This window comes from Streptomyces sp. NPDC000229 (genome assembly GCF_040300825.1).
Lineage (GTDB): Bacteria > Actinomycetota > Actinomycetes > Streptomycetales > Streptomycetaceae > Streptomyces.
On sequence record NZ_JBEPEL010000009.1, the window covers coordinates 40,604 to 62,988 of the forward strand.

At 70.9% G+C, this 22,385-nt stretch carries 27 protein-coding genes; 6 read left to right on the top strand and 21 right to left on the bottom strand.

The window, feature by feature from the left end; translation table 11 throughout:
* Positions 1-33: 33 nt before the first annotated feature.
* Positions 34-1,026, bottom strand: coding sequence for a GlxA family transcriptional regulator (locus tag ABT360_RS07705; protein ID WP_351812298.1), 993 nt, complete (start codon positions 1,024-1,026; stop codon positions 34-36).
* A gap of 52 nt (positions 1,027-1,078) precedes the next feature.
* Between ABT360_RS07705 and ABT360_RS07710 the strand changes: the two genes are divergently transcribed.
* Positions 1,079-1,474 (top strand): cupin domain-containing protein, encoded by a 396-nt coding sequence (locus ABT360_RS07710; RefSeq protein ID WP_351812301.1) that lies wholly within the window; start codon positions 1,079-1,081, stop codon positions 1,472-1,474.
* 379 nt (positions 1,475-1,853) lie between these two features.
* Here ABT360_RS07710 and ABT360_RS07715 read toward each other — a convergent pair whose 3' ends face one another.
* The gene (locus tag ABT360_RS07715) at positions 1,854-3,317 is read right to left on the bottom strand and encodes a hypothetical protein (protein ID WP_351812303.1); all 1,464 of its coding nucleotides are present in this window, start codon (positions 3,315-3,317) and stop codon (positions 1,854-1,856) included.
* Between the two features lie 196 nt (positions 3,318-3,513).
* On the opposite strand from ABT360_RS07715, the gene ABT360_RS07720 reads away from it, so the two are divergent.
* Positions 3,514-5,367 (top strand): endonuclease/exonuclease/phosphatase family protein, encoded by a 1,854-nt coding sequence (locus tag ABT360_RS07720; RefSeq protein ID WP_351812306.1) that lies wholly within the window; start codon positions 3,514-3,516, stop codon positions 5,365-5,367.
* A gap of 78 nt (positions 5,368-5,445) precedes the next feature.
* On the opposite strand, the gene ABT360_RS07725 is transcribed toward ABT360_RS07720, so the two are convergent.
* The 4 genes from ABT360_RS07725 to ABT360_RS07740 form a co-directional block, all read right to left on the bottom strand.
* Complete coding sequence (locus tag ABT360_RS07725) at positions 5,446-6,162, bottom strand: antibiotic biosynthesis monooxygenase (protein WP_351812309.1); 717 nt, start codon at positions 6,160-6,162, stop codon at positions 5,446-5,448.
* A gap of 167 nt (positions 6,163-6,329) precedes the next feature.
* Positions 6,330-6,620, bottom strand: a complete 291-nt coding sequence (locus ABT360_RS07730) for a DUF4235 domain-containing protein (RefSeq protein ID WP_351812312.1) — start codon at positions 6,618-6,620, stop codon at positions 6,330-6,332.
* 8 nt (positions 6,621-6,628) lie between these two features.
* A complete protein-coding gene (locus tag ABT360_RS07735) occupies positions 6,629-6,886 on the bottom strand; it encodes a DUF3618 domain-containing protein (RefSeq protein ID WP_351812315.1) in 258 nt (85 codons plus the stop codon).
* Positions 6,883-7,272: a phage holin family protein gene (locus tag ABT360_RS07740; RefSeq protein ID WP_351812317.1), complete on the bottom strand. Its 390-nt coding sequence runs from the start codon at positions 7,270-7,272 to the stop codon at positions 6,883-6,885. The genes ABT360_RS07735 and ABT360_RS07740 overlap by 4 nt, the downstream gene beginning before the upstream one ends.
* A gap of 143 nt (positions 7,273-7,415) precedes the next feature.
* Here ABT360_RS07740 and dapA point away from each other — a divergent pair, with 143 nt between their 5' ends.
* Positions 7,416-8,318 carry a 4-hydroxy-tetrahydrodipicolinate synthase gene (gene dapA / locus ABT360_RS07745; RefSeq protein WP_351812320.1) on the top strand — a complete coding sequence of 301 codons (903 nt, stop codon included), beginning with the start codon at positions 7,416-7,418 and terminating at the stop codon, positions 8,316-8,318.
* Here the strand turns inward: dapA and ABT360_RS07750 are convergent.
* From ABT360_RS07750 to ABT360_RS07820, 15 genes are all read right to left on the bottom strand, one after another.
* A complete protein-coding gene (locus ABT360_RS07750; RefSeq protein ID WP_351812323.1) occupies positions 8,294-8,503 on the bottom strand; it encodes a hypothetical protein in 210 nt (69 codons plus the stop codon). The genes dapA and ABT360_RS07750 overlap by 25 nt on opposite strands.
* 90 nt (positions 8,504-8,593) lie before the next feature.
* Complete coding sequence (dapD, locus tag ABT360_RS07755) at positions 8,594-9,577, bottom strand: 2,3,4,5-tetrahydropyridine-2,6-dicarboxylate N-succinyltransferase (RefSeq protein ID WP_351812326.1); 984 nt, start codon at positions 9,575-9,577, stop codon at positions 8,594-8,596.
* Between the two features lie 137 nt (positions 9,578-9,714).
* Positions 9,715-10,662, bottom strand: a complete 948-nt coding sequence (locus ABT360_RS07760) for a hypothetical protein (RefSeq protein WP_351812329.1) — start codon at positions 10,660-10,662, stop codon at positions 9,715-9,717.
* The gene (locus tag ABT360_RS07765; RefSeq protein ID WP_444852192.1) at positions 10,655-11,272 is read right to left on the bottom strand and encodes an RNA polymerase sigma factor; all 618 of its coding nucleotides are present in this window, start codon (positions 11,270-11,272) and stop codon (positions 10,655-10,657) included. The genes ABT360_RS07760 and ABT360_RS07765 overlap by 8 nt, the downstream gene beginning before the upstream one ends.
* A 61-nt stretch (positions 11,273-11,333) precedes the next feature.
* Complete coding sequence (locus ABT360_RS07770) at positions 11,334-11,882, bottom strand: TetR/AcrR family transcriptional regulator (RefSeq protein ID WP_351812332.1); 549 nt, start codon at positions 11,880-11,882, stop codon at positions 11,334-11,336.
* The gene (locus ABT360_RS07775; RefSeq protein ID WP_351812334.1) at positions 11,882-12,202 is read right to left on the bottom strand and encodes a DMT family transporter; all 321 of its coding nucleotides are present in this window, start codon (positions 12,200-12,202) and stop codon (positions 11,882-11,884) included. Before ABT360_RS07775 ends, ABT360_RS07770 begins: the two co-directional genes overlap by 1 nt.
* A gap of 34 nt (positions 12,203-12,236) precedes the next feature.
* Positions 12,237-12,602 (bottom strand): VOC family protein, encoded by a 366-nt coding sequence (locus tag ABT360_RS07780; protein WP_351812337.1) that lies wholly within the window; start codon positions 12,600-12,602, stop codon positions 12,237-12,239.
* Positions 12,603-12,654: 52 nt separating this feature from the next.
* On the bottom strand, positions 12,655-12,969 hold the full coding sequence (locus ABT360_RS07785) for a metal-sulfur cluster assembly factor (protein WP_351812528.1): 315 nt from the start codon (positions 12,967-12,969) through the stop codon (positions 12,655-12,657).
* A 92-nt stretch (positions 12,970-13,061) separates the two neighbouring features.
* On the bottom strand, positions 13,062-13,526 hold the full coding sequence (gene sufU, locus ABT360_RS07790; RefSeq protein ID WP_351812340.1) for a Fe-S cluster assembly sulfur transfer protein SufU: 465 nt from the start codon (positions 13,524-13,526) through the stop codon (positions 13,062-13,064).
* Between the two features lie 8 nt (positions 13,527-13,534).
* Entirely contained in the window at positions 13,535-14,791 is a 1,257-nt protein-coding gene (locus ABT360_RS07795) for a cysteine desulfurase (RefSeq protein WP_351812343.1), read from the bottom strand.
* A complete protein-coding gene (gene sufC, locus ABT360_RS07800) occupies positions 14,788-15,552 on the bottom strand; it encodes a Fe-S cluster assembly ATPase SufC (protein ID WP_351812346.1) in 765 nt (254 codons plus the stop codon). The genes ABT360_RS07795 and sufC overlap by 4 nt, the downstream gene beginning before the upstream one ends.
* A gap of 7 nt (positions 15,553-15,559) precedes the next feature.
* Positions 15,560-15,877 carry a non-heme iron oxygenase ferredoxin subunit gene (locus ABT360_RS07805; RefSeq protein ID WP_126883593.1) on the bottom strand — a complete coding sequence of 106 codons (318 nt, stop codon included), beginning with the start codon at positions 15,875-15,877 and terminating at the stop codon, positions 15,560-15,562.
* Entirely contained in the window at positions 15,877-17,073 is a 1,197-nt protein-coding gene (sufD, locus tag ABT360_RS07810; RefSeq protein ID WP_351812349.1) for a Fe-S cluster assembly protein SufD, read from the bottom strand. Before sufD ends, ABT360_RS07805 begins: the two co-directional genes overlap by 1 nt.
* Positions 17,074-17,215: 142 nt before the next feature.
* On the bottom strand, positions 17,216-18,631 hold the full coding sequence (gene sufB / locus ABT360_RS07815; protein WP_344364789.1) for a Fe-S cluster assembly protein SufB: 1,416 nt from the start codon (positions 18,629-18,631) through the stop codon (positions 17,216-17,218).
* A complete protein-coding gene (locus ABT360_RS07820) occupies positions 18,628-19,365 on the bottom strand; it encodes a helix-turn-helix transcriptional regulator (RefSeq protein ID WP_351812353.1) in 738 nt (245 codons plus the stop codon). Before ABT360_RS07820 ends, sufB begins: the two co-directional genes overlap by 4 nt.
* Before the next feature lie 296 nt (positions 19,366-19,661).
* Here ABT360_RS07820 and ABT360_RS07825 point away from each other — a divergent pair, with 296 nt between their 5' ends.
* The 3 genes from ABT360_RS07825 to ABT360_RS07835 are packed head-to-tail and all read left to right on the top strand — an operon-like array spanning position 19,662 to position 22,378.
* The gene (locus tag ABT360_RS07825) at positions 19,662-20,588 is read left to right on the top strand and encodes an ABC transporter ATP-binding protein (protein ID WP_351812356.1); all 927 of its coding nucleotides are present in this window, start codon (positions 19,662-19,664) and stop codon (positions 20,586-20,588) included.
* On the top strand, positions 20,585-21,352 hold the full coding sequence (locus ABT360_RS07830) for an ABC transporter permease (protein WP_351812359.1): 768 nt from the start codon (positions 20,585-20,587) through the stop codon (positions 21,350-21,352). The genes ABT360_RS07825 and ABT360_RS07830 overlap by 4 nt, the downstream gene beginning before the upstream one ends.
* Before the next feature lie 45 nt (positions 21,353-21,397).
* Positions 21,398-22,378 (top strand): COX15/CtaA family protein, encoded by a 981-nt coding sequence (locus ABT360_RS07835; protein WP_351812362.1) that lies wholly within the window; start codon positions 21,398-21,400, stop codon positions 22,376-22,378.
* Positions 22,379-22,385: the final 7 nt, after the last annotated feature.

Consider the following 22,385-nt stretch of genomic DNA (forward strand, 5'->3'; position numbering starts at 1 on the left):
TCTCGTGGTTCGCCGGAAGGGGATGCCCCGCCGTCAATTCACCTCCGCGCAGAACCGGCGTTTGTACGCCGACGGAGTGATGCCGGTCTCGCGGCGCATCAGCGTGCGCAGGTTGGCAGCGGTGCCAAGCCCGCTGCGCTGCGCCACCACCTCGAACCGGGACTCACCTCGCTCGATCAACCGGCACGCCAGGGCAAGTCGTTCCCCCGTGAGCCACGTCAACGGCGTCGTGCCCAGTTGCGCCTGGAAGCGGCGATGCAGCGTCGCCGGACTGACCGCCGCACGTACCGCAAGGTCGGACACAGTGAGCGGTGAGTCCAGCCGTTCCTGGGCCCAGGCCAGGACAGGCGCCAGGGACTCGTCAGGCAGGTCGGGCATGGGGCGCTCCACGAACTGCCGCTGCCCTCCGTCCCGGTGCGCCGCGAAGACCAGTCGCCGGCTCACGGAGTTGGCGATCTCCGCGCCGTAGTCGCGGCGGACCACATGCAACCCCAGATCGAGCGCAGCCGCGCTCCCCGCGGCGGTGAGGATGTCGCCGTCGTCCACGAACAGCACGTCCGATTCGAGCCGGACAGAGGGGAAGCGGGCCCGGAAGGAATCCGCCCACTGCCAGTGCGCTGTGGCCCGGCGCCCGTCGAGGACCCCGGCCTCGGCCAGTGTGAAGGCGCCGCTGCAGAAGCCGACCAGGCGCGCACCGCGTGCGTGCGCCCGTCGGACGGCGTCGAGCACGGCGGGGCGGCGGGGCACTTCGACGTCCGGGCGGTTGGGGACGATCAAGGTGTCCGCCGTGTCGGCCGCTTCCAGATCGGCGACTCCCGTCAGCGTGAAGAATCCGTCTCGCATCAGGGTGCGGGGCTCGGGGGAGCAGAGCCCGAAGTCGTAGAGATCACGGCCGATCTCCGGTCTGCGCAGACCGAAAACCTCGATCGCGCAGCCGAGCTCGAAGGGGTTCGAGTTCTCGTCCACGATCACGACGACCCGGTGTACGCCCGCCGCGCGAACCGCGTGCGAGGATTCTTTCGCCATGTGCAATTCCTAGCACTCACGGCAGCCATGCGAAACGGGCCAGGATGAACCCATGAGTAGCGAACCCATCCCCCTCAGCAAGGCTTTGGCCTCCTTCGATGCCCTGTGGAGCCCCCGCATCGTCGCGCGCGTCAACGACTATGACGTCCGCATCGCCAAGGCCGAGGGCGAACACGTGTGGCACGTCCACGACGACACCGACGAGTTCTTCCTGGTACTCGACGGCGAGCTGCACATCTTCTTGCGCGAGCCCGACGGGGAGCGCACGGTCGTGCTCCCACAGGGGGCGGTCTTCACCGTTCCCCGCGGCACGGAGCACAAGCCGTACGCTCCGTCCGGCACCGCATTCCTCATGTTCGAGCCCGCCGGGACACCGACCGTGGGCGATCACCACGACGAGATCCCGGACCACGTGGACGCAACAACCGGGCACGCCCTCAACACCTGAGCCGACAGGCTTCGGCCTCGTGGGGGTGCCCCCTCCGGGCGAGAGACGAGCCCGGAGGGGGCACCGCACCGGAGGCACCGAGAAGGGCACCGTCCGCCCGTTGCGCCCACCCGCCGCGAGCAGAGAGCCCACCCCCGCCGGCCCCTGCCCGCCCGGCAGGAGCCCTGCTCCAGCGCAAGCCCCGTAAGGGCAAGGCCCCGTGCCGGCGCAGACCGCTTCCGGCAGGAGCCCCGTCCCAGCACGGACCCCGCTCCAGCAGACCGCCGTACCAACAGGGCCCCGTACCAGCACAGACCCCGTCCGGCAGGAGCCCCGCTCCAGCCAGGCCCCGTGCCGGCAGAGCCCCGTTCGGCCGGGGCCGCGGGAGCGGCAGCCCCCGTCAGTCGCCCGCCCGCGAACGGGCCTTGAACGCGGCCTTGCGGGCTTCCTTCGCCACCCGCTTGTCACGGTGCAGTCGGCCCATCGCTTCGAGGACCTCCGGCGTGGCCGGGTGGTCCACCCGCCACGCCGCGTCGAAGAACTGGCTGTGCTGGCTCGTCAACCCCTCCACCAGCTCCCGCAGTTCCTCCTGGTCCCCGACGTTCCCGGCGTCCAGCTGCGCGGCGATCGTGTCGATGGACAGCCAGAAGACCATCGCCTCCGGCGGCGCCGGCACGTCCGCCGCGCCCAGCTCCGCGAGCCAGACCCGCGCGAGTCCGCCCAGCTCCGGGTCGTCCAGGACCTCCCGTACCGCCGGTTCCGCATCCGCTCCCACCAGCGACAGCGCCTGCTGGCAGTGGAGCCGGCGCAGCGGCGAGCCGGCGTCCGCGCCCTTCGCCGCCACGAGCAGTTCACGCGCCGCGGGGAGCGCCTCGCGGCGGGCGAGCCACGCGTGCGTCTCGGCCCGCGCCGACGCCTCCGGGTAGTGGGCCACCCCGTCGAGCAGCGCGTCCGCGCCCTTGTCGGCCAGGTCACCGACCGCCGGCGCGTCCATGCCCGCCTCCAGCATCCGGGCGCGGACGCCGTACAGCCCGAGCGGCGTCAGCTTCACCATCCCGTAGCGCGATACGTCCTCGTCGTCGGCGACCGACGCGGGCGGCTCCTCGCCCTCCTCCACCATGAGCGCCTCGTCGACCGGCTGGTACTCGACCAGCCCGATCGGCTCCAGCACCCGGAACTGGTCGTCCAGCCGCATCATCGCCTCGGACACCTGCTCCAGGATGTCGTCGGTCGGTTCGCCCATGTCGTCGGGCACGAGCATCGACGCGGCGAGCGCCGGCAGCGGCACCGGGGCGTCCCCGGAGCCGCCCTCGGCGACGGTGAGCAGGTACAGGTTGCCGAGGACGCCGTCGAGGAACTCGGCCTCGTGCTGCGGGTCCCAGTCCAGCGCGTCCAGGTCCAGGTCGCCGTCCTCGCCGATGATGTCCGCGAGGTCGTCGACCAGCGGCGCGGTCGCGTCGTCGAGCGCGGTCTCCAGGGCCTCGAGCCACAGCGCCAGGATGTCCTGCGGGGCCCCGCCGGCGACCAGCGCGAGCGGTCCGCCCGCCTCGACGGCACCGCCCTCGCCGCCGTTCTCGTCGTCCTGCGGTTCCTCGACCACGACGAGCCCGGTGTCGACGGCGACCCGCCAGGCCTCGCTCGCGTAGGCCGCGCCGTCCTCGTCCGCAGTGAGCCCCAGCGCCTCGGCGGCGGCGGGCAGTTGCTCCTCGACGAGTTCGCCGCCGGCACCGACCCGGGTCTCCGGCCCCGCCCAGCGGGCGAGCCGTACGGCCCGGGCCAGCAGCGGGGCGACGAGCGCGTCCCGCGCCAGCTCCGCGTCCGAGGGCAGCCGTACCGGCGGCAGGGTGGGGCGATCCGACGACATCAGCGGTTTCTCCTCGGGGCATACGTGGGGGTCGGGCGGCCCCCAGCGTAGACGCATTCCCGCATCCGCCCCTTCGTTCATGTACCGGTCAAATTCCGGCCACCCGCGAGCCCTTGACAAGTACAGGCCCCAGCCAAGAGATTGACGCGCGTAGAGCTACCGCTCAGTACCTCCCACGACCTTCCGGAGCCCCGTGATGTCTTCCCCCCTGCCGAGAACCGCGACGCGAACCGCCGCCGTCTCCGCCGTCGTCGCCACCGCCCTCGCCGCCGGCCTGATCGCCACGGGATCGGCGACCGCGGCCGACTCCACCGGCGCCGCCGACTCGATACGCATCCACGACATCCAGGGCACCACCCGCATATCCCCGCTCGCCGGGCAGCAGGTCAGCGGTGTGACCGGCGTCGTCACCGGCGTACGGACGTACGGCTCGCGCGGCTTCTGGTTCCAGGACACGCAGGCCGACGGCGACCCCGCCACCAGCGAGGGCGTCTTCGTCTACACGGGCTCCGCCCCGACCGTCGCCGTCGGCGACGCGGTCACCGTCTCCGGCACGGTCACGGAGTACGTCCCGGGCGGCACGTCCTCCGGCAACCAGTCGCTCACCCAGATCACCAAGCCCACCGTCACCGTCACCTCCTCCGGCAACCCGGTCCCCGCGCCCACCACCGTCTCGGCCCGGTCCGTCCCCTCCGCGTACGCCCCCGAGGGCGACCCGGCGGCCGGAGGGTCCGTCAACGGCCTCCCCCTCCAGCCCGGCCGTTACGCCCTGGACTACTACGAGTCCCTGGAGGGCACGAACATCCGCATCGGCTCCTCCCGGGTCGTCGGGGCGACCGCCCACAACGAGCTGTGGGTGACGGTGAAGCCGCAGGAGAACGACAACCGGCGCGGCGGCACCGTCTACGGTTCGTACACCTCGCAGAACACCGGCCGGCTCAAGATCCAGTCGCTCGCCCCCGTCGCCCAGCAGCCGTTCCCGAAGGCGAACGTGGGTGACTGCCTGACCGGAACGACCGAGGGCCCGCTGGACTTCAACCAGTTCGGCGGCTACACCCTCACCGCCCGCACCCTCGGCACGGTCGCCGACCGCGGCCTGGAGCGCGAGACGACCGAGAAGCAGCACCGCAGTGAGCTCGCGGTGGCGACGTACAACGTCGAGAACCTGGACCCGAGCGACCCGCAGGAGAAGTTCGACGCGCTGGCGAAGGCCGTCGTGGAGAACCTGGCCTCGCCGGACATCGTCGCCCTGGAGGAGATCCAGGACAACAACGGCGCCAAGAACGACGGTACGGTCGCCGCCGACCAGACGCTGAAGAAGTTCACGGACGCGATCGCCGCGGCCGGTGGTCCGACGTACCATTGGCGCACCATCGACCCCGTCAACAACAAGGACGGCGGCGAGCCGGGCGGCAACATCCGCCAGGTCTTCCTCTTCAACCCCGAGCGCGTCGCGTTCACCGACCGTGCGGGCGGTGACGCGTCGACGGCGACCGGTGTCGTACAGGAGAAGGGGCAGGCGGCCCTGACCCACTCCCCCGGCCGGATCGACCCGGCGAACGCGGCGTGGAACAACAGCCGCAAGCCACTGGCCGGTGAGTTCACCTTCCGGGGCCGCACGGTCTTCGTCATCGCCAACCACTTCGGCTCGAAGGGCGGCGACGAGTCGCTGGTCTCGCACCACCAGCCGCCGAACCGTTCCTCCGAACCCCAGCGTCTCCAGCAGGCGAAGGCCGTCAACACCTTCGTCAAGGACATCCTCAAGGTCCAGCGCACCGCCGACGTCGTCGTCCTCGGTGACATCAACGACTTCGAGTTCTCCGAGACGACGAAGGCGCTGACGGACGGCGGCGCGCTCCACGCGGCGGTCACCTCGCTGCCGCGCAGCGAGCGCTACTCGTACGTGTACCAGGGCAACAGCCAGGTGCTGGACCAGATCCTGACCAGCCCGTCGATCCGCCGCTTCGAGTACGACAGCGTGCACATCAACGCGGAGTTCTCCGAGCAGAACAGTGACCACGACCCGCAGGTGCTGCGCTTCCGCCCGTGACGCCGGAACGCCGGACGCCGTTTCGCCGTCGCATCGCATCGCGTCGTACCGCCGTACCGCCGTACCGCCGTACCGCCTTCAGGACACGCCCGCGCTGAGGCTCAGCGCGGGCGTGTACCGCTTCACGCCACCGCGGGCCACACCGGGGTACGTACGCACCTTCCGCCACTGCGGGGTGGCCGCGCCGATCCCGTCGCCCGGCGCGGCGAGCGCCTCGATGTGGGCCTCTGCGCTCTCCCACTCGGCGTAGTTGAGCACACGGGTGCCGTCGAGGCCGATGTGGAAGTGCCCGGAGATGCCGCCAGGATGCGGGCTCGGGTCGGTCTCCAGCGCCTCGAACACGGCGTCCACCCAGGCCCGTTGCCGGTGTGCGTCCGGTCCGTCGAACTCGACGTCGACGATCACCACGCAGCCGGGTACGCGGGTGTCGTCCGGGTTCAGCCGGACGCTGCGGTAGAGCTCGTACGACTGCAGCGCGACCCGCTCGATGCCGGGCACGGCGGCGTCGATCTCGGCGTTCCTGTCGTCCCGGTGGGACCGGGAGAAGTCCTGGTAGGCCTCTTCGCTCGTCCACTGCGAGTAGTGCAGGAGCGTGTCACCGTCCTCGCCGATGTGGACGCTGTAGGAGAGCAGCCCCACGTCCGGCCAGTCCCGCTTCCGCCACGCCGCCGCGATGGCGTCGACGGCGGCCCGTTGCCGCTCCGGCGTGCCGACGCGCCAGGTGCTGACCTTGACGACGCCCACGCCGGGTCGGCGAAGGTCGGGGCGGGCGTCGGTCTCATGGATCACGGTCATGTCGTGTCCCTCTCGGACGGACGCCGCACCACCCGTGTGGCGCGGTCGCATGACCATGGTGAAAGCTGAAGTGCGCTTGAGGTCAAGGGGCGACGGCGCGGCCACGCCCTCCCCGTCGACGGGCAACAGGGAGGGCGTGGCCGCGTACCGCTTGTCCGACCGGCCGGTCAGCCGGGCCAGGTGCCCGTCAGGCGGCGCACCCCCACCGCCCCGGAGCGGTCCACCGCCGCCTTGACCACCGCGAAGATCGCGCCCTGCACGGCGGCGGCCAGGAGGATTTCCTTCCACTCCCGTTCCTCGTCCATGGCGTCCGGGGCGTCGCCGTTCCCGATGGCGGCCCAAGCCTTGGCGAACAGGGTGCTGGCCACGGCACCGCTCGCCATACCCAGGGCGAGGCCCACCGGCCGGTAGAGCAACTTCTGCTTGCGCTTCTTCTTGTTCTTCTGCTGCTTCGCCATTCCCGTCCTCATCCCCACTTTCCACTGCGCCGCAGCTGCCACAGCACCACGCCCGCGACCACGCCCGCGGCGACCACCGCCAGGAGCCGGCGCGGATGTTCGCGTACCGGTTCCGGGGTCTTGTCGTGCACCAGGAGGGCGGCGCGCGCCTTCACATCCGTCTTGGCCATCAGCTGGTCGATGGTCTCGCCCAGTTCCTGCCGTTTGCGTGCCGCCTGGAGGCGGAGTTCGTCAGGTCCCGGGCTGTGGGGCGTCTCCCGTGTCATCGGTGGACCCTCTCCTTGATCTCGTGGACGTCCGAGCGCACACCGTCGATCGCCCGCTCCGGCTTGGGCGGCACGGCACGTTTCAGCTGGGTGCGGCCCAGCAGGGCGAGCACACCGGCGACCGCCAGGAACAGCGCGGTCGCGATGAGCACCGCGAGCCAGACGTCGAGCGCGACGGCCAGCGCGGCCGCCACGGTGGCCCACACACCGATGAGCCCGACGTAGCCGACGGCCGCCGCGGCCCCCAGCATCCCGCCGCCCTTGCCCGCCCGTTTTCCCTTCTCCCTCATCTCGGCCTGCGCGGTGCGCATCTCGGTCCTCACCAGGTCGGAGAGCTGTTCCGACGCCTGCTTGACCAGCTCGCCGACCGACGGTTCTCCGGCCACGCGGATCGCCTCCCATCTCGTACGGGGAGGTCCGGGTACCCCGCCGAGCGGTCCCGGAACCGGCCGATTCTTCAGCAAAGCTCACCCCTGGCCCGTAGAAGAACTAAGTAGACCTACACCGTCCTGCGCCCCAGACTGCGCTCATGACCGTCGTCGACCCGCCCCCTCGCCCCTTCGGCCGCGCGCTGTGCGCGATGGTCACGCCCTTCACCGCCGCCGGGGAGCTCGACCTGGACCGGGCGCAGAAGCTGGCCTCCGACCTGGTGGCCCAGGGCTGCGACGGTCTGGTGCTGAACGGCACCACCGGCGAGTCGCCGACCACCACGGACGCCGAGAAGGCCGCGCTGGTGCGGGCGGTGCGGGACGCGCTGGGCCCGGGCATCCCGCTCGTGGCGGGCGTCGGCACCGCGGACACGGCGCACACGGTGGAGCTGGCCCGCCAGGCGGAGCGGGCGGGCGCGGACGGCCTGCTGGTGATCCCCCCGTACTACAGCCGCCCGCCCCAGGCGGCCGTCGAGGCCCACTTCCGGCGGGTGGCGGACGCGACCGGCCTGCCCCTGGCGCTGTACGACATCCCCGGCCGCACCGGCACGCGCATCGAGCCGGAGACGGTGCTGCGGCTGGCCGGGCACCCGAGGATCGTGGCGGTCAAGGACTGCGCGTACGACCTGCTGGGCACGACGAAGGTCCTCGCCCGCACGTCACTGGCGTACTACTCGGGCTGCGAGGAGACGAACCTGCCGCTGTACGCGATCGGCGGCGCGGGGTTCGTCAGCACGGTCGCCAACGTGGCGCCCCGCCAGATGCGGGCGGTGCTGGACGCGTTCGACGAGGGCGACACCGCACTGGCCGCCCGGCTCAACCAGCGCACCGCGGCGCTGGCGGAGCTGATGATGGCGTCCGGCCTGCCGGGCACGGTGACGGTGAAGGCACTGCTGGACGCGGGCCCGGTCCGCGAACCGCTGCAGCCCGCCGACCGGGAGGCGGTCGACGGGCTGCGGGCGGCGTACGAGGAACTGGTTCAGGAACCGACGACCGAGTTGTGACCCAGGACGGCGACGTGCTCCAGCACGTCCTCCATGGGGTCGTCGATCTGGCCGATCGACACCAGCGACACCCGGTGGCCGTTGTCCGAGCCGCTGTGGGGCTCGTCGGCGTGGGCGGCGGCACCCGGGGCGAACATGGCCGCCAGCGCGAGTACGCCCGGAACGATGAACCTGCCGGTCTTCATATGAACCGTCCCTCGCCTTGCCGATTCGTGTGATCTGCGCGACCTGCTTATCCACCCGACCGGCGGAAAGGTTACGCACCATCACACGAATCAGTCGTTGCTGTGGAGGATGTCGTTGAGGCCGCCCCACACCGCGTTGTTCGGGCGGGCCTCGACGGTGCCGGTGACCGAGTTGCGGCGGAAGAGGATGTTGGACGCGCCGGACAGCTCACGGGCCTTGACGATCTGGCCGTCGGGCATCGTGATGCGCGTACCGGCGGTGATGTAGAGGCCGGCCTCGACGACGCACTCGTCGCCGAGCGCGATACCGACGCCCGCCTCGGCGCCGATCAGGCAGCGCTCGCCGACCGAGATGATGACGTTGCCGCCGCCGGAGAGGGTGCCCATGGTGGAGGCGCCGCCGCCGATGTCGCTGCCGTCGCCGATGACGACGCCCGCGGAGATGCGGCCCTCGACCATCGAGGTGCCGAGCGTGCCGGCGTTGAAGTTCACGAAGCCCTCGTGCATGACGGTCGTCCCGGCGGCGAGGTGCGCACCGAGCCGGACGCGGTCGGCGTCGGCGATGCGGACGCCCTTGGGCGCGACGTAGTCGGTCATACGCGGGAACTTGTCGATGCTGGTGACCTGGAGGTGCAGGCCCTCGGCGCGGGCGTTCAGCCGGACCTTCTCGACGTCGTCGACGGCGACGGGGCCGAGGGAGGTCCAGGCGACGTTGGCGAGCAGCCCGAAGATCCCGTCCAGGTTCTGCCCGTGCGGCTTGACGAGCCGGTGGCTGAGCAGGTGCAGGCGCAGGTAGGCGTCGTGGGCGTCGAGCGGCTTCTCGTCGAGCGAGGCGATGACGGTGCGTACGGCGACGACCTCGACGCCCCGGCGGGCGTCGACGCCGAGGGCCTTGGCGGCGCCCTCGCCGAGCAGGTTCACGGCCTGGCCGGAGGTGAGCCGCTCGGTCCCCGCGGGCCCGGGCTCGGCGACGAGCTCGGGGGCCGGGAACCAGGTGTCGAGAACGGTGCCGTCGCCGGCGATGGTGGCGAGGCCGGCGGCGACGGCGCCGGTGGTGCGAGGTGCAGAAGTCATGCCAGAAACCTAACCGGCGCCCCGCCGTCCGGGCGAACCGGTCTCACGTCCCGGTCGCCCCGCCGAACCCCGGCCCCACCCCGCGGCCCGGTCGCCCGCCCCGGACCCCCGTGCCGGGGCGGGCGACGCGGGACGGGTCAGGGGCGTGTGCCGGACTTGTCCACCACGGCGGTCTTCTCCACCGCGCTGACCCGGATCAGGGTGTCCTTCGTCGTCACCTTGGAGTCGATCATGCCGCCCGCGAGCAGCAGCGTCCGCTCACCCCGGTATTCGTAGGTCTCCGGGTCCAGGAGCAGTTCGTCGCGCCGGTGGGTGTCCTGGGTGAACTCGTTGTCGTCCGACCAGTGCACGGCGATCGCGGGCCTGCCCAGGGCGTCTTCGGCCGGCTCCTCGCGGACTGTGACGCCGGGGATGATTCGGAGCGTTTGGAAGAGCGACAGGCGGACCTTCGGCGGGATGGAGTCGAGGTCGGTGAAGGCGAACTTGATCCGCCGGTAGTCGCCGATGTCCAGCGCGGCCGGGTCGCCCTTGGGCATCGTGATGATGTCGCGCAGCGCCCGCATCAGTTCGAGCGGCTCGTTCGGCATTTTCGCGAGCTTGGCCCGGGTGTCCTTCGGCGCTCCCCATCGCGACGAGACTTCGACGGAGTCCATGCCCCCCGCCATCAGCGCCTTTCGCATCTTCCCGCTACCGTACTGCGTCCACGTCTCGTCGGCGTGCGTCCAGTACGGCTTCCAGCCGGGCCCCTTCTCTGTCACGGGGTTGTTGTCGTCGCGGAAGTTCAGCGTCGACTGCCGGGTGAGCACCTTCCGGTAGAGCCACTGCCCGTCGCGCGGTTCGGGAGGTGTGGCGTACTCGGCCTTCACCCGGGGCCCGTCGGCCGGCGGCACGACGTGGGTCACGAGCACCGCCGCGACCACGACGCCCGCCGCCGCGCCGGCCATCGCGAGCCACCAGCCGCCCCTCAGGCGCCGCCGGGGGCGGCCGGCCTCGTCGAGGAGGCGTTGGCGGCCGGCGGCGAGGCGGGCACGGTCGGGGGTGGGCGCGTCCGCGCGGAAGTCCTGGAGCGTCCGCATCTCATCCATGGGTGACCTCCGTGGCGAAGTCGTGTACGAGGGTGGGGTCACAGTCGCCGAGCGCGGCCCGTACCTTCTTGCGGGCCCGGTTGAGGCGGGAGCGGACGGTGCCGACCGGGATGGACAGCGCCTCGGCGACTTCCTGGTACGTCAGGTCCGCCCAGGCGACCAGCAGCAGCACGTGCCGGTCGCCGCCCGAGAGGGACGCGAGCGCGCCGGCCAGCGGCCCGTGGGCGGCCTGGGCGGTGACCCGGTCGTCGGCGTGGTCGACCCAGGACTCGGCGACCGGGTCGTGCCCGGTGCGGGCCAGCGCGTTGAGGGCGCGGACCTCGGTACGGCGCTGCCTGCCGATCAGGTTGGCGGCGATGCCGTAGAGCCAGGGGCGGGCGTTGGCGCGCCCCTGGTCGTAGCGGGCGCGGGCGCGGAAGGCGGCGAGGAACGTGTCGGCCGTGATGTCGTCGGCGGCCGCGTCACCGAGGCGCCGGGCGGCGTACCGGTGGATGTCGGCGGCGTACCGGTTGTACAGCTCGGCGAAGGCCTCGGGGCGGTCCAGCGAGTGGGCTATGACGGTCGAGTCGTCATGGCCGTCGCCGGTGCCGGCGTCCGGTGGGCCGATCACTGAGTCTCCGTCTCTGGCGGGTGTGGTCACACCCTCTGTTGCCCGAAGTGCCTGGTGGGGTTCACACGAGCAGCCGCCCGAGCATCTCAGCGGCGTACTCCTCGTCGTACGCCGTGTCCGTCAGCAGCACCTGGAGGCAGATGCCGTCCAGCAGGGCGACCAGCGCGCGGGCGGTGGCCGGGTCCGTCCTGGCCGACAGGGCGGTCACCACGCCGTCCGTCCACTCGGCGGCCACCGGGCGCAGCGCGGGGCGCCGGAGGGCGGCGAGGTACAGCTCGTACTCCAGTTCCACGCCGGTGCGCCCGCCGCCCAGCCACTGCCCCGTCAGCCTCGCGAGCTCCGCCGCGAGGTCCGCCTCGGGGTCGGTGAGCGCGCCGCTCTCGCGGACGGCCGCGGCGAAGCCCTCGTTGGTCCGGCGCAGCGCGGCGACGAGCAGCTCGTCCAGGGAGGCGAAGTGGTACGTCGTCGAGCCGAGCGGCACGTCCGCCTCCGCGGCCACCGTGCGGTGGCTCAGCCCTGCGATGCCGCTGCGCCCGATGACGCGGATCGCCGCGTCGATGATGCGGTGTCGCCGGTCGGGGTCGTACCGGCGGGGGGCGCGCGGCGCCATCAGTGGGCTCCGCCGAGGTTGAGGACGACCACTCCGGCGATGACCAGGGCGATGCCGGTGACCTTGACCAGGCTGGTCGACTCGTTCAGGAACAGCATTCCGATCGCGGCGACGGCCGCGGTGCCCACGCCGGCCCAGATGGCGTACGCGGCGCCGACGGAGAGGGTCTTGAGTGTCTGAGCGAGCAGCGCGAAGGCGATCAGGTAGCCCGCGACGGTGATCAGCGAGGGCCACAGCCGGGTGAAGCCCTCGCTGTACTTCATGGCCGTCGTACCGGCCACTTCTGCCGCGATCGCGGCGGCGAGCAGTCCGTATCCCATATGTACGAGCGTACACATGGGCCGGCCGCGGACCTCACTCGGTGAGCGACTTCTTCGGTCGCAGCACGCAGAACTCATTGCCCTCGGGGTCCGCGAGGACCACCCATGTCACGTCGTCGCCCTGCCCGACGTCCGCCCGCCGCGCCCCGAGGCCGATGATCCGCTCGACCTCGGCTTCCTGGTCGTCGGGCGCCAGGTCGAGGTGCAGCCGGTTCTTGACGGTCTTCCTCTCCGGTACGAGGAGGAAGACGATGCCCGGCATCGCGTGCTCGTCGGCGCCGATGACGATCTCCTCGTCGTCCTCGTACAGCACCTTCCAGTCCAGGACCCGCGTCCAGAAGCGGGCCAGGGCCTTCACGTCATGGGCGTCGATCGCGATTTGGTACAGAGAAACGGCCATGCCCGCCAGTGTGCCTGGGGGCATGGCCGTCGCAGCCGAAAAAGCCGAAGCGTCAGACGTTGAAGCCGAGCGCGCGCAGCTGCTCCCGGCCGTCGTCCGTGATCTTGTCCGGACCCCACGGGGGCATCCAGACCCAGTTGATCTTCAGCTCGTTGACGATGCCGTCCGTCGCGGCCTTCGCCTGGTCCTCGATCACATCGGTCAGCGGGCAGGCCGCCGACGTCAGCGTCATGTCGAGGGTCGCGATGTTGGAGTCGTCGATGTGGATGCCGTAGATGAGGCCGAGGTTGACGACGTCGATGCCCAGCTCGGGGTCGACGACGTCGTACAGCGCCTCGCGGACCTCTTCCTCGGACGCCGGCTTCATCCCGGCCGTCTCGGCACCGGTCACCGGCGCGGCCGGAGCCGCCTCGGCCGTCTCGCCGCCCGCCGCCGGCTTCCCGGCCGTGTCGTTCTCAGTCATGCGGTGTTCCTCTCCGCGCCGTCACCCAGAACTTGGGCGGTGGCGTCCTTCCAGGCCATCCAGCTCAGGAGGGCGCACTTCACCCGGGCCGGGTACTTGGAGACACCGGCGAACGCCACCGCGTCCTCCAGCACCTCCTCCATCGCGTCGTCGGGTTCGATCCTGCCCTTGGACTGCATCAGTTCCAGGAACGTGGCCTGGATCCGCTGCGCCTCGGCGAGTTCCTTGCCCACGAGGAGTTCATTCAGGACGGAGGCGGATGCCTGGCTGATCGAGCAGCCCTGCCCCTCGTACGACACGTCGGCGATCCGCGACCCGTCGTACTTCACGCGCAGCGTGATCTCGTCCCCGCACGTCGGGTTGACGTGGTGCACCTCGGCGTCACCGTCCCGCAAGCCCCGTCCGTGCGGATGCTTGTAGTGGTCCAGGATGACGTCCTGGTACATCGAATCCAGCTTCACACCCGCTCCTAGCCGAAGAAGTTCCGGACGTGCTCCAGCCCCTCGACCAAGGCGTCGACCTCGGCCGGCGTGGAGTACAGATAGAACGACGCCCTCGTGGTCGCAGGAATTCCGTACCGGAGGCAGACCGGCCGCGCGCAGTGGTGGCCGACCCGGACGGCGATGCCCTGCTCGTCGAGGACCTGGCCCACGTCGTGCGGGTGGATGTCGCCCAGGACGAAGGAAATCGCCGCGCCGCGGTCCTCGGCCGTCACCGGGCCGATGATCCGCAGGTCCGGAACCTCCTGGAGGCGGCGGACCGCGTACTCCGTGATCGCGTGCTCGTGGCGCGCGATGTTCTCCATGCCGATCGCGGACAGGTAGTCCACGGCCGCGCCCAGGCCGACGGCCTGCGCGATCGGGGGCGTACCCGCCTCGAACTTGTGCGGCGCCGGGGCGTACGTCGACGAGCTCATCGACACGGTCTCGATCATCTCGCCGCCACCGAGGAACGGCGGGAGGTCCTCCAGCAGCTCCTGGCGGCCCCAGAGGACGCCGATGCCGGTCGGGCCGCACATCTTGTGACCGGTGAAGGCCACGAAGTCGGCGCCGAGCGCCTGTACGTCCAGCGGCATGTGCGGGGCGGCCTGCGACGCGTCGATCAGCACCAGCGCGCCGACGTCCTGGGCGCGGCGGACTATCGCGTCGACCGGGTTGACCGTACCCATGATGTTGGAGACCAGAGTGAAGGAGACGATCTTCGTCTTCTCCGTGATGATCTCCTCGATGTTGGACAGGTCGAGGCGGCCGTCGTCGGTCAGCCCGAACCACTTCAGCTTCGCGCCGGTGCGCTGCGACAGCAGCTGCCACGGGACGATGTTGGAGTGGTGCTCCATCTCCGTGATGACGACCTCGGTGTCGCTGTCGACCCGGTAGGGCTCGTCCGCCCAGCCCAGCATGTTGGCGACGAGGTTCAGCGACTCCGAGGCGTTCTTGGTGAAGATCACCTCATCGCGGCTCGGCGCGTTGATGAAGGCGGCGACCTTGTCACGCGAGCCCTCGTACAGCGCCGTGGCCTCCTCGGCCAGCACATGCACGCCGCGGTGCACATTGGCGTTGTGCTGCTCGTAGTACTCACTGAGCACGTCGATGACCTGGCGCGGCGTCTGCGAGGTCGCCGCGTTGTCCAGGTACACCAGCTTCTTGCCGTCGTGGAGCACCCGGTCGAGGATCGGGAAGTCCTTGCGGAGCGCCTCGGTGTCGAGGAGGCCCGGCAGCTGCGTCACGCGGATACGCCACCCTTCGTGTAGGACTCGTAGCCCTCGTTCTCCAGCTTGTCGGCGAGCTCGGGGCCACCCGACTCGACGATCCGGCCGGCGGAGAAGACGTGGACGTGGTCCGGCTTGATGTACCGGAGGATGCGCGTGTAGTGCGTGATCAGCAGGGTGCCGACCTCGCCGGTCTCGCGGACGCGGTTGACGCCCTCGGAGACGATGCGCAGCGCGTCGACGTCCAGGCCGGAGTCGGTCTCGTCGAGGATGGCGACCTTCGGCTTGAGGAGCTCCAGCTGGAGGATCTCGTGGCGCTTCTTCTCACCGCCGGAGAAGCCCTCGTTGACGTTGCGCTCGGCGAAGGACGGGTCCATGTTGAGGCGCTCCATGGCCTCCTTGACCTCCTTCACCCAGGTGCGCAGCTTGGGGGCCTCGCCGCGGATGGCGGTGGCGGAGGTGCGCAGGAAGTTGCTCACCGAGACGCCGGGGACCTCCACCGGGTACTGCATGGCGAGGAAGAGGCCGGCGCGGGCGCGCTCGTCGACGGACATCTCCAGGACGTCCTCGCCGTCGAGGGTGACGGTGCCGCCGGTGATCGTGTACTTGGGGTGACCGGCCAGCGAGTACGCGAGCGTCGACTTGCCGGAGCCGTTGGGGCCCATGATGGCGTGGGTCTCGCCCTGCTTCACGGTCAGGTCGACGCCCTTGAGGATCTCCTTCGTGGCGTTGTCGGCCTCGACGGAGACGTGCAGGTCGCGGATTTCAAGCGTTGCCATGGGTGACTCAGGACTCCTGGGTGACGGAGACGAGCACATCGTCCCCTTCGATCTTTACGGGGTATACGGGGACGGGGCGCGTCGCGGGAAGACCGGACGGCTTGCCGGTACGGAGGTCGAAGGCGGACCCGTGCAGCCAGCACTCGATCTGGCAGTCCTCGACCTCGCCCTCCGACAGCGAGACGTTCGCGTGCGAGCAGATGTCGTGGATCGCGAACACCTCGCCCTCGGTCTGGACGACGGAGATGGGCGTGCCGTCGAGTTCCACCCGCTTCGGGGTGTCCTCCTCCAGCTCGCTCAGCCCACAGGCTCGGACGAAGGGCATCAGAGGGACGCCTCCAGCTCCGCCTCGATCTTGGCGATCAGGCGCTCCTCGACGTCCGGCAGACCGATCTGCTGGACCAGCTCGGCGAAGAAGCCGCGGACGACGAGGCGGCGGGCCTCGGTCTCCGGGATACCGCGGGCCATCAGGTAGAAGAGCTGCTCGTCGTCGAAGCGGCCGGTGGCGGAGGCGTGACCGGCGCCGGCGATCTCGCCGGTCTCGATCTCCAGGTTCGGTACGGAGTCGACGCGGGCGCCGTCGGTCAGAACCAGGTTGCGGTTCATCTCGTACGTGTCGGTGCCCTCGGCCGCGGCCTGGATGAGCACGTCACCGATCCACACGGCGTGGGCGTTCTCGCCCTGGAGCGCGCCCTTGTAGGCCACGTTCGACTTGCAGTGCGGGGTGTTGTGGTCGACGAGGAGGCGGTGCTCCTGGTGCTGGCCCTTCTCCGTGAAGTACAGACCGAACAGCTCGGCCTCGCCGCCGGTCCCGGCGTACTTCACGCGCGGGTGCAGGCGGACGAGGTCGCCGCCGAAGGTGACCACCACCGACTTGAAGGAGGCGTCGCGGCCGACCAGCGCGTTGTGCTGGGCGACGTGGACGGCCTTCTCGTCCCAGTCCTGGATGGAGACGACGGTGAGCTTGGCGCCGTCACCGAGGACGTACTCGACGTTGGCGGCGAGCACCGCGTCACCGGTGTGGTCGATGACCACGACGGCCTCGGCGAACGCGCCGAGCTCGATCACCTGGTGGCCGAAGGCGGTGCCGCCCTCGCCGTGCACGGAGATCCGGACCGGCTCGGTGAGCACGGTCTCCTTGGGCACGGTGACGACCGAGGCCTTCTCGAAGGCGGAGTACGCCTGGGCGGCGATCCGGTCCACCGGCGTGCCGGCCTTGCCGAGCCGCTCGTCGTCACGGCCGACGGTCTCGACGGTGACGCCCTCGGGCGCCTCCACCTCGACGCGCACGCCGTCGCCGGTGGCGATCGCGGTGCCGTCGTGCAGCCCGCGGAGCCGCTCCAGCGGCGTGAACCGCCACTCCTCCTCACGGCCGTGCGGGACGGGGAAGTCCGCGACGTCGAAGGACGGGGGCGCGCTCATGCGGGTCGCGACGGTGGACTCGGCGGCCACCGCGATGGAGCCGGCGGTGGTGGAGCCCACGGGGATGGTCCCCGCCGGGTTGTTCTGAGCCTCAGCCATGGCTGTCGGTCTGCTCGCTTTCTGCGTTCGGTGCGTTCGCTGCCCGCGCGGCGGGGCCGGCCTGGGCCGGTCGCCCCGCGGGCGGCTCACTGGACTCACACCGGGTGAGCCCGGGGACGTGATCGATACGGCCGGGCGGGCTTTAGCCCACCGCGCCTTCCATCTGCAGCTCGATCAGCCGGTTGAGCTCGAGCGCGTACTCCATGGGCAGCTCCTTGGCGATCGGCTCGACGAAGCCGCGCACGATCATCGCCATGGCCTCGTCCTCCGACAGGCCGCGGCTCATCAGGTAGAAGAGCTGGTCCTCGGAGACCTTGGAGACGGTCGCCTCGTGGCCCATGGACACGTCGTCCTCGCGGACGTCCACGTAGGGGTACGTGTCGGAGCGGGAGATCGTGTCGACGAGCAGCGCGTCGCACAGCACGTTGGACTTGGAGCCCGGGGCGCCCTCGCCGATCTCGATGAGACCGCGGTAGGAGGTGCGGCCGCCGCCTCGCGCCACCGACTTGGAGACGATGTTGGAGGAGGTGTTGGGCGCCATGTGGACCATCTTGGCGCCGGCGTCCTGGTGCTGGCCCTCGCCCGCGAAGGCGATGGACAGGGTCTCGCCCTTGGCGTGCTCGCCCATCAGGTAGACGGCCGGGTACTTCATCGTCACCTTGGAGCCGATGTTGCCGTCGACCCACTCCATGGTCGCGCCCTCGTAGGCCACGGCGCGCTTGGTGACCAGGTTGTAGACGTTGTTCGACCAGTTCTGGATCGTCGTGTAGCGGCAGCGGGCGCCCTTCTTCACGATGATCTCGACCACCGCGGAGTGGAGGGAGTCCGAGGAGTAGATCGGGGCGGTGCAGCCCTCGACGTAGTGGACGTAGGCGTCCTCGTCGACGATGATCAGCGTCCGCTCGAACTGGCCCATGTTCTCCGTGTTGATGCGGAAGTAGGCCTGGAGCGGGATCTCGACGTGCACGCCCTTCGGCACGTAGATGAAGGAGCCACCCGACCACACCGCGGTGTTCAGCGACGCGAACTTGTTGTCGCCCACCGGGATGACCGTGCCGAAGTACTCCTGGAAGAGCTCCGGGTGCTCCTTGAGCGCGGTGTCGGTGTCCAGGAAGATGACGCCCTGCTCCTCCAGGTCCTCACGGATCTGGTGGTAGACGACCTCGGACTCGTACTGGGCCGCGACACCGGCGACGAGGCGCTGCTTCTCCGCCTCGGGGATGCCGAGCTTGTCGTACGTGTTCTTGATGTCCTCGGGCAGGTCCTCCCAGGAGGCCGCCTGCTTCTCCGTGGAGCGGACGAAGTACTTGATGTTGTCGAAGTCGATGCCCGACAGGTCGGAGCCCCAGTTCGGCATGGGCTTCTTGTCGAAGAGGCGCAGACCCTTCAGCCGCAGCTTCAGCATCCACTCCGGCTCGTTCTTCTTCCCGGAGATGTCGCGGACGACGTCCTCGGAGAGACCGCGCTTGGCGGCGGCACCGGCCGCGTCCGAGTCGGCCCAGCCGTACTCGTACCGACCCAGGCCCTCGAGCTCGGGGTGGCTGATCTCGGTGGTCATGCGGGGTTCCTCCCGGCCGTGCTTGCGGATGCTGATGATGTGGTGGTCTGTGGGGCGCTGTGCGGGATGTACGTCGTGCAGACCCCGTCGCCGTGGGCGATGGTGGCCAGTCTCTGCACATGGGTCCCGAGCAGACGGCTGAAGATCTCCGTCTCAGCCTCGCACAGCTGCGGGTACTGCTCGGCGACATGGGCGACCGGGCAGTGGTGCTGGCACAACTGCTGCCCGACGGGCGCGTTGCGCGCCGTGGCAGCGTACCCGTCCGCACTCAGGGCCTTGGCGAGCGCCTCGGCGCGGTCCTCGGGCGCCGCCGCCTCGACCGCCTCGCGGTACGCCTCCGCCTGGGCCTCGACCCGGTCCCGGGCGAACGCGGCGACGGCGGCTTCCCCGCCCGCGTTGCGCTCGATCCAGCGGAGGGCGTCGACGGCGAGCGTGTCGTACGACTGGTCGAAGGCGTCCCGGCCGCAGTCCGTCAGGGCGAACACCTTGGCCGGGCGGCCACGGGTGCGAGCGCCGTAGACACGCTGTTCGCGCGGGGCGACGACGTCGTCGGCGACCAGGGCGTCCAGGTGCCGGCGGACGGCGGCCTGAGTGAGGCCGAGCCGCTTCGCGAGCTCGGCCACGGTGGACGGGCCGTGATCCAGGATGGAGCGCGCGACCCGGTTGCGCGTGGAGCGCTCCCCGGTCGCGAGTTCCTCCGCTGGAGCCGCGGGAGCCTCACCGACGTTTTTCACAACGCCATTGTTGCGTAATTCCTCAGAGCCTGACAAGCGACGTCCTGAGGGGTGGACGGTGCCGTACATCACTAAGGGAAACCTAACCTGACCTGCGGAAACGATCAGCGGCAGCGACCCGGCGCAGTCACCGCACCCCCGTCTGACCTGCCCGTTTTGCCCGGTCGCGGCCACCGCCGCCGTCCCGCCGGGCCCCCTGAGCGCAGCCCCGCCGCGCCTCATTACGGCGTATTCCTCCCCTTCGGGGTGCCACCCGCCGAACGGGGCACGCCGCCCGGCTCTCTAGACTTCCGCCCATGCGAAACGAGTCCGTCGTCCAGGTCCGGGGCCTGGTCAAGCGGTACGGGACCAAGACCGCGGTGGACGGCCTCGACCTCGACGTCCGGGCGGGCACCGTCACCGCCGTCCTGGGACCCAACGGGGCCGGCAAGACCACCACCGTCGAGACCTGCGAGGGCTACCGCCGCGCCGACGCCGGCACGGTCCGCGTCCTGGGCCTCGACCCGGTCGCCGACGCCGCCCGCCTCCGCCCCCGCATCGGCGTGATGCTCCAGTCCGGCGGCGTCTACTCGGGCGCCCGCGCCGACGAGATGCTCCGCCACATGGCCAAGCTGCACGCCCACCCCCTCGACGTGGACGCCCTGATCGAACGCCTCGGGCTCGCGTCCTGCGGCCGGACGACGTACCGGCGGCTCTCCGGCGGCCAGCAGCAGCGCCTGGCCCTCGCCATGGCCGTCGTCGGCCGCCCCGGGCTCGTGTTCCTGGACGAGCCGACCGCCGGCCTCGACCCGCAGGCCCGCCGCTCCACCTGGGAGCTGATCCGCGAACTGCGTACCGACGGCGTCACCACCGTCCTGACCACCCACTTCATGGACGAGGCCGAGGAGCTGGCCGACGACGTCGCCATCATCGACGCCGGCCGGGTCGTGGCCCAGGGCAGCCCCGAGGAGCTGTGCCGCGGCGGCGCCGAGAACACCCTCCGCTTCACCGGCCGCCCGGGCCTGGACCTCGGCTCGCTGCTCAAGGCGCTGCCGGACGGCACCGCGGCCGCCGAGCTGACGCCGGGCGCGTACCGCATCAGCGGCACGGTCGACCCGCAACTGCTCGCCACGGTCACCACGTGGTGCGCGCAGCACGGGGTGATGCCGGACGGCATCGCGGTGGAGCGCCACACCCTCGAAGACGTTTTTCTGGAGCTCACGGGCAAGGAGCTGCGTTCATGAGTGCCGGGACCTACACCCCCGAGCCGGGCGCGGCGCCGGTCGGGCGGATGATCGCCGCGCAGGCCGCGTTCGAGACGAAGATGATGCTGCGCAACGGGGAGCAGTTGCTGCTCACCGTGATCATCCCCTCCCTCCTCCTCGTGCTGTTCTCGACGGTCGACATCATCGACACGGGCAGCGGGAAGGCCGTGGACTTCCTCGCGCCCGGCGTTCTCGCGCTCGCCGTGATGTCGACCGCGTTCACCGGGCAGGCCATCGCGACCGGCTTCGAGCGGCGGTACGGGGTGCTCAAGCGCCTCGGCGCGTCACCGCTGCCCCGCTGGGCGCTGATGACCGCCAAGACCGCCTCGGTCCTGGTGACGGAGATCCTGCAGGTCGCGCTGCTGACGGTGATCGCGCTGGCGCTCGGCTGGTCGCCGCGGGGCGGCGTGCTGTCCGTTCTCCTGCTCCTCCTGCTCGGTACGGCGGCGTTCTCCGGGCTCGGTCTGCTGATGGCCGGGACGCTGAGGGCCGAGGCGACGCTGGCCGCCGCGAACCTGGTGTTCCTGCTGCTCCTGGTGGGCGGCGGGGTGATCGTTCCGCTGGAGAGGTTCCCGGACGCGGCGCGCTCGGTGCTGGAGCTGCTGCCGATCTCGGCCCTGTCGGAGGGGCTGCGGGACGTGCTCCAGGGCGGCGCGTCGATGCCGTGGGGCGCGGCGGGGGTCCTGGCGGTGTGGGCGGTGCTCGGGCTGGGCGCGGCGGGGCGTTTCTTCCGCTGGGAGTAGCCCGGAGGGGCCCCTCGTGAACGCATGCACAAGCAGGCACCTACGATGGAGTCCGTGTTGACCCCCCTCGCCTCCATCGCCCAGCGCTGGACACCCTCCCCCAAGACGGTCCGGCGCGCCGCACTCTCCGCCGTGGTCATGACGGTCGTGATCATCGTCACGGGCGGCGCCGTCCGGCTGACCGGTTCCGGGCTCGGCTGCGACACCTGGCCCAAGTGCACGGACGACAGCCTCTTCACCACGTCCGAGCAGGGCATCCACGGTGCGATCGAGTTCGGCAACCGGATGCTGACGTATGTGGTGTCCGCGGCGGTGGGCTGGTTCATCATCGCGGCGCGCGCGGCCAAGCCGTGGCGGCGGGAGCTGAGCCGCCTGGGCTGGCTGCAGTTCTGGATCGTGGCGCTCAACGCCGTCATCGGCGGCATCACGGTCCGTCTGGAACTCAACCCCTGGACGGTCGCCGTCCACTTCCTCGCCGCCAACGCGCTGCTGACAGTGACCACGCTCAGCTGGCTGCGTACCGGTGAGGGCGACGGGGCGGCCCGCCCGCGCGTGCCGGGGCCGGTGCGGAAGCTCGGCTGGACCCTCGTGGTGGTCGCCGGGCTGCTCGTCGCGGCCGGCACGACGGTGACGGGCTCGGGCGAGCACGCGGGTGACAGCAGTGACGTACCGCGCATGCCGTTCGACTACGCCTCCGTCGCACAGGTCCACGCGCTCTTCGCCTGGGCGGTGTGCGCCCTGGCCCTGGCCATGTTCTTCGTGCTGCGCGTGGTGGACGCCCCGGACGACACCCGGGCCCGCGCCCGTGACCTGCTGCTGGTGCTGCTGGCGCAGGGCGGGATCGGGTACGTGCAGTACTTCACCGGTGTGCCGGAGGTCCTGGTGGGCCTGCACATGCTGGGCTCGTCCCTGATGTGGATCGCCGTGCTGCGCCTGGCGCTGAGCCTGCGTGAGCGCCCGCTCGCGGCGCCGGGCACCGCGATTCCCGCCCAGGCGCCGGACCAGGCGCTGAGCCCCACCGCCTGACCGAGCC

Excerpts from the sequence above, each read along its gene's own strand:
- ABT360_RS07705 (WP_351812298.1), bottom strand. The coding sequence starts at position 1,026 with ATGGCGAAAGAATCCTCGCACGCGGTTCGCGCGGCGGGCGTACACCGG.
- ABT360_RS07710 (WP_351812301.1), top strand. The coding sequence starts at position 1,079 with ATGAGTAGCGAACCCATCCCCCTCAGCAAGGCTTTGGCCTCCTTCGAT.
- ABT360_RS07715 (WP_351812303.1), bottom strand. The coding sequence starts at position 3,317 with ATGTCGTCGGATCGCCCCACCCTGCCGCCGGTACGGCTGCCCTCGGAC.
- ABT360_RS07720 (WP_351812306.1), top strand. The coding sequence starts at position 3,514 with ATGTCTTCCCCCCTGCCGAGAACCGCGACGCGAACCGCCGCCGTCTCC.
- ABT360_RS07725 (WP_351812309.1), bottom strand. The coding sequence starts at position 6,162 with ATGACCGTGATCCATGAGACCGACGCCCGCCCCGACCTTCGCCGACCC.
- ABT360_RS07730 (WP_351812312.1), bottom strand. The coding sequence starts at position 6,620 with ATGGCGAAGCAGCAGAAGAACAAGAAGAAGCGCAAGCAGAAGTTGCTC.
- ABT360_RS07735 (WP_351812315.1), bottom strand. The coding sequence starts at position 6,886 with ATGACACGGGAGACGCCCCACAGCCCGGGACCTGACGAACTCCGCCTC.
- dapA (WP_351812320.1), top strand. The coding sequence starts at position 7,416 with ATGACCGTCGTCGACCCGCCCCCTCGCCCCTTCGGCCGCGCGCTGTGC.
- ABT360_RS07750 (WP_351812323.1), bottom strand. The coding sequence starts at position 8,503 with ATGAAGACCGGCAGGTTCATCGTTCCGGGCGTACTCGCGCTGGCGGCC.
- dapD (WP_351812326.1), bottom strand. The coding sequence starts at position 9,577 with ATGACTTCTGCACCTCGCACCACCGGCGCCGTCGCCGCCGGCCTCGCC.
- ABT360_RS07760 (WP_351812329.1), bottom strand. The coding sequence starts at position 10,662 with ATGGATGAGATGCGGACGCTCCAGGACTTCCGCGCGGACGCGCCCACC.
- ABT360_RS07770 (WP_351812332.1), bottom strand. The coding sequence starts at position 11,882 with ATGGCGCCGCGCGCCCCCCGCCGGTACGACCCCGACCGGCGACACCGC.
- ABT360_RS07775 (WP_351812334.1), bottom strand. The coding sequence starts at position 12,202 with ATGGGATACGGACTGCTCGCCGCCGCGATCGCGGCAGAAGTGGCCGGT.
- ABT360_RS07780 (WP_351812337.1), bottom strand. The coding sequence starts at position 12,602 with ATGGCCGTTTCTCTGTACCAAATCGCGATCGACGCCCATGACGTGAAG.
- ABT360_RS07785 (WP_351812528.1), bottom strand. The coding sequence starts at position 12,969 with ATGAAGCCGGCGTCCGAGGAAGAGGTCCGCGAGGCGCTGTACGACGTC.
- sufC (WP_351812346.1), bottom strand. The coding sequence starts at position 15,552 with ATGGCAACGCTTGAAATCCGCGACCTGCACGTCTCCGTCGAGGCCGAC.
- ABT360_RS07805 (WP_126883593.1), bottom strand. The coding sequence starts at position 15,877 with ATGCCCTTCGTCCGAGCCTGTGGGCTGAGCGAGCTGGAGGAGGACACC.
- sufD (WP_351812349.1), bottom strand. The coding sequence starts at position 17,073 with ATGGCTGAGGCTCAGAACAACCCGGCGGGGACCATCCCCGTGGGCTCC.
- sufB (WP_344364789.1), bottom strand. The coding sequence starts at position 18,631 with ATGACCACCGAGATCAGCCACCCCGAGCTCGAGGGCCTGGGTCGGTAC.
- ABT360_RS07825 (WP_351812356.1), top strand. The coding sequence starts at position 19,662 with ATGCGAAACGAGTCCGTCGTCCAGGTCCGGGGCCTGGTCAAGCGGTAC.
- ABT360_RS07830 (WP_351812359.1), top strand. The coding sequence starts at position 20,585 with ATGAGTGCCGGGACCTACACCCCCGAGCCGGGCGCGGCGCCGGTCGGG.
- ABT360_RS07835 (WP_351812362.1), top strand. The coding sequence starts at position 21,398 with ATGGAGTCCGTGTTGACCCCCCTCGCCTCCATCGCCCAGCGCTGGACA.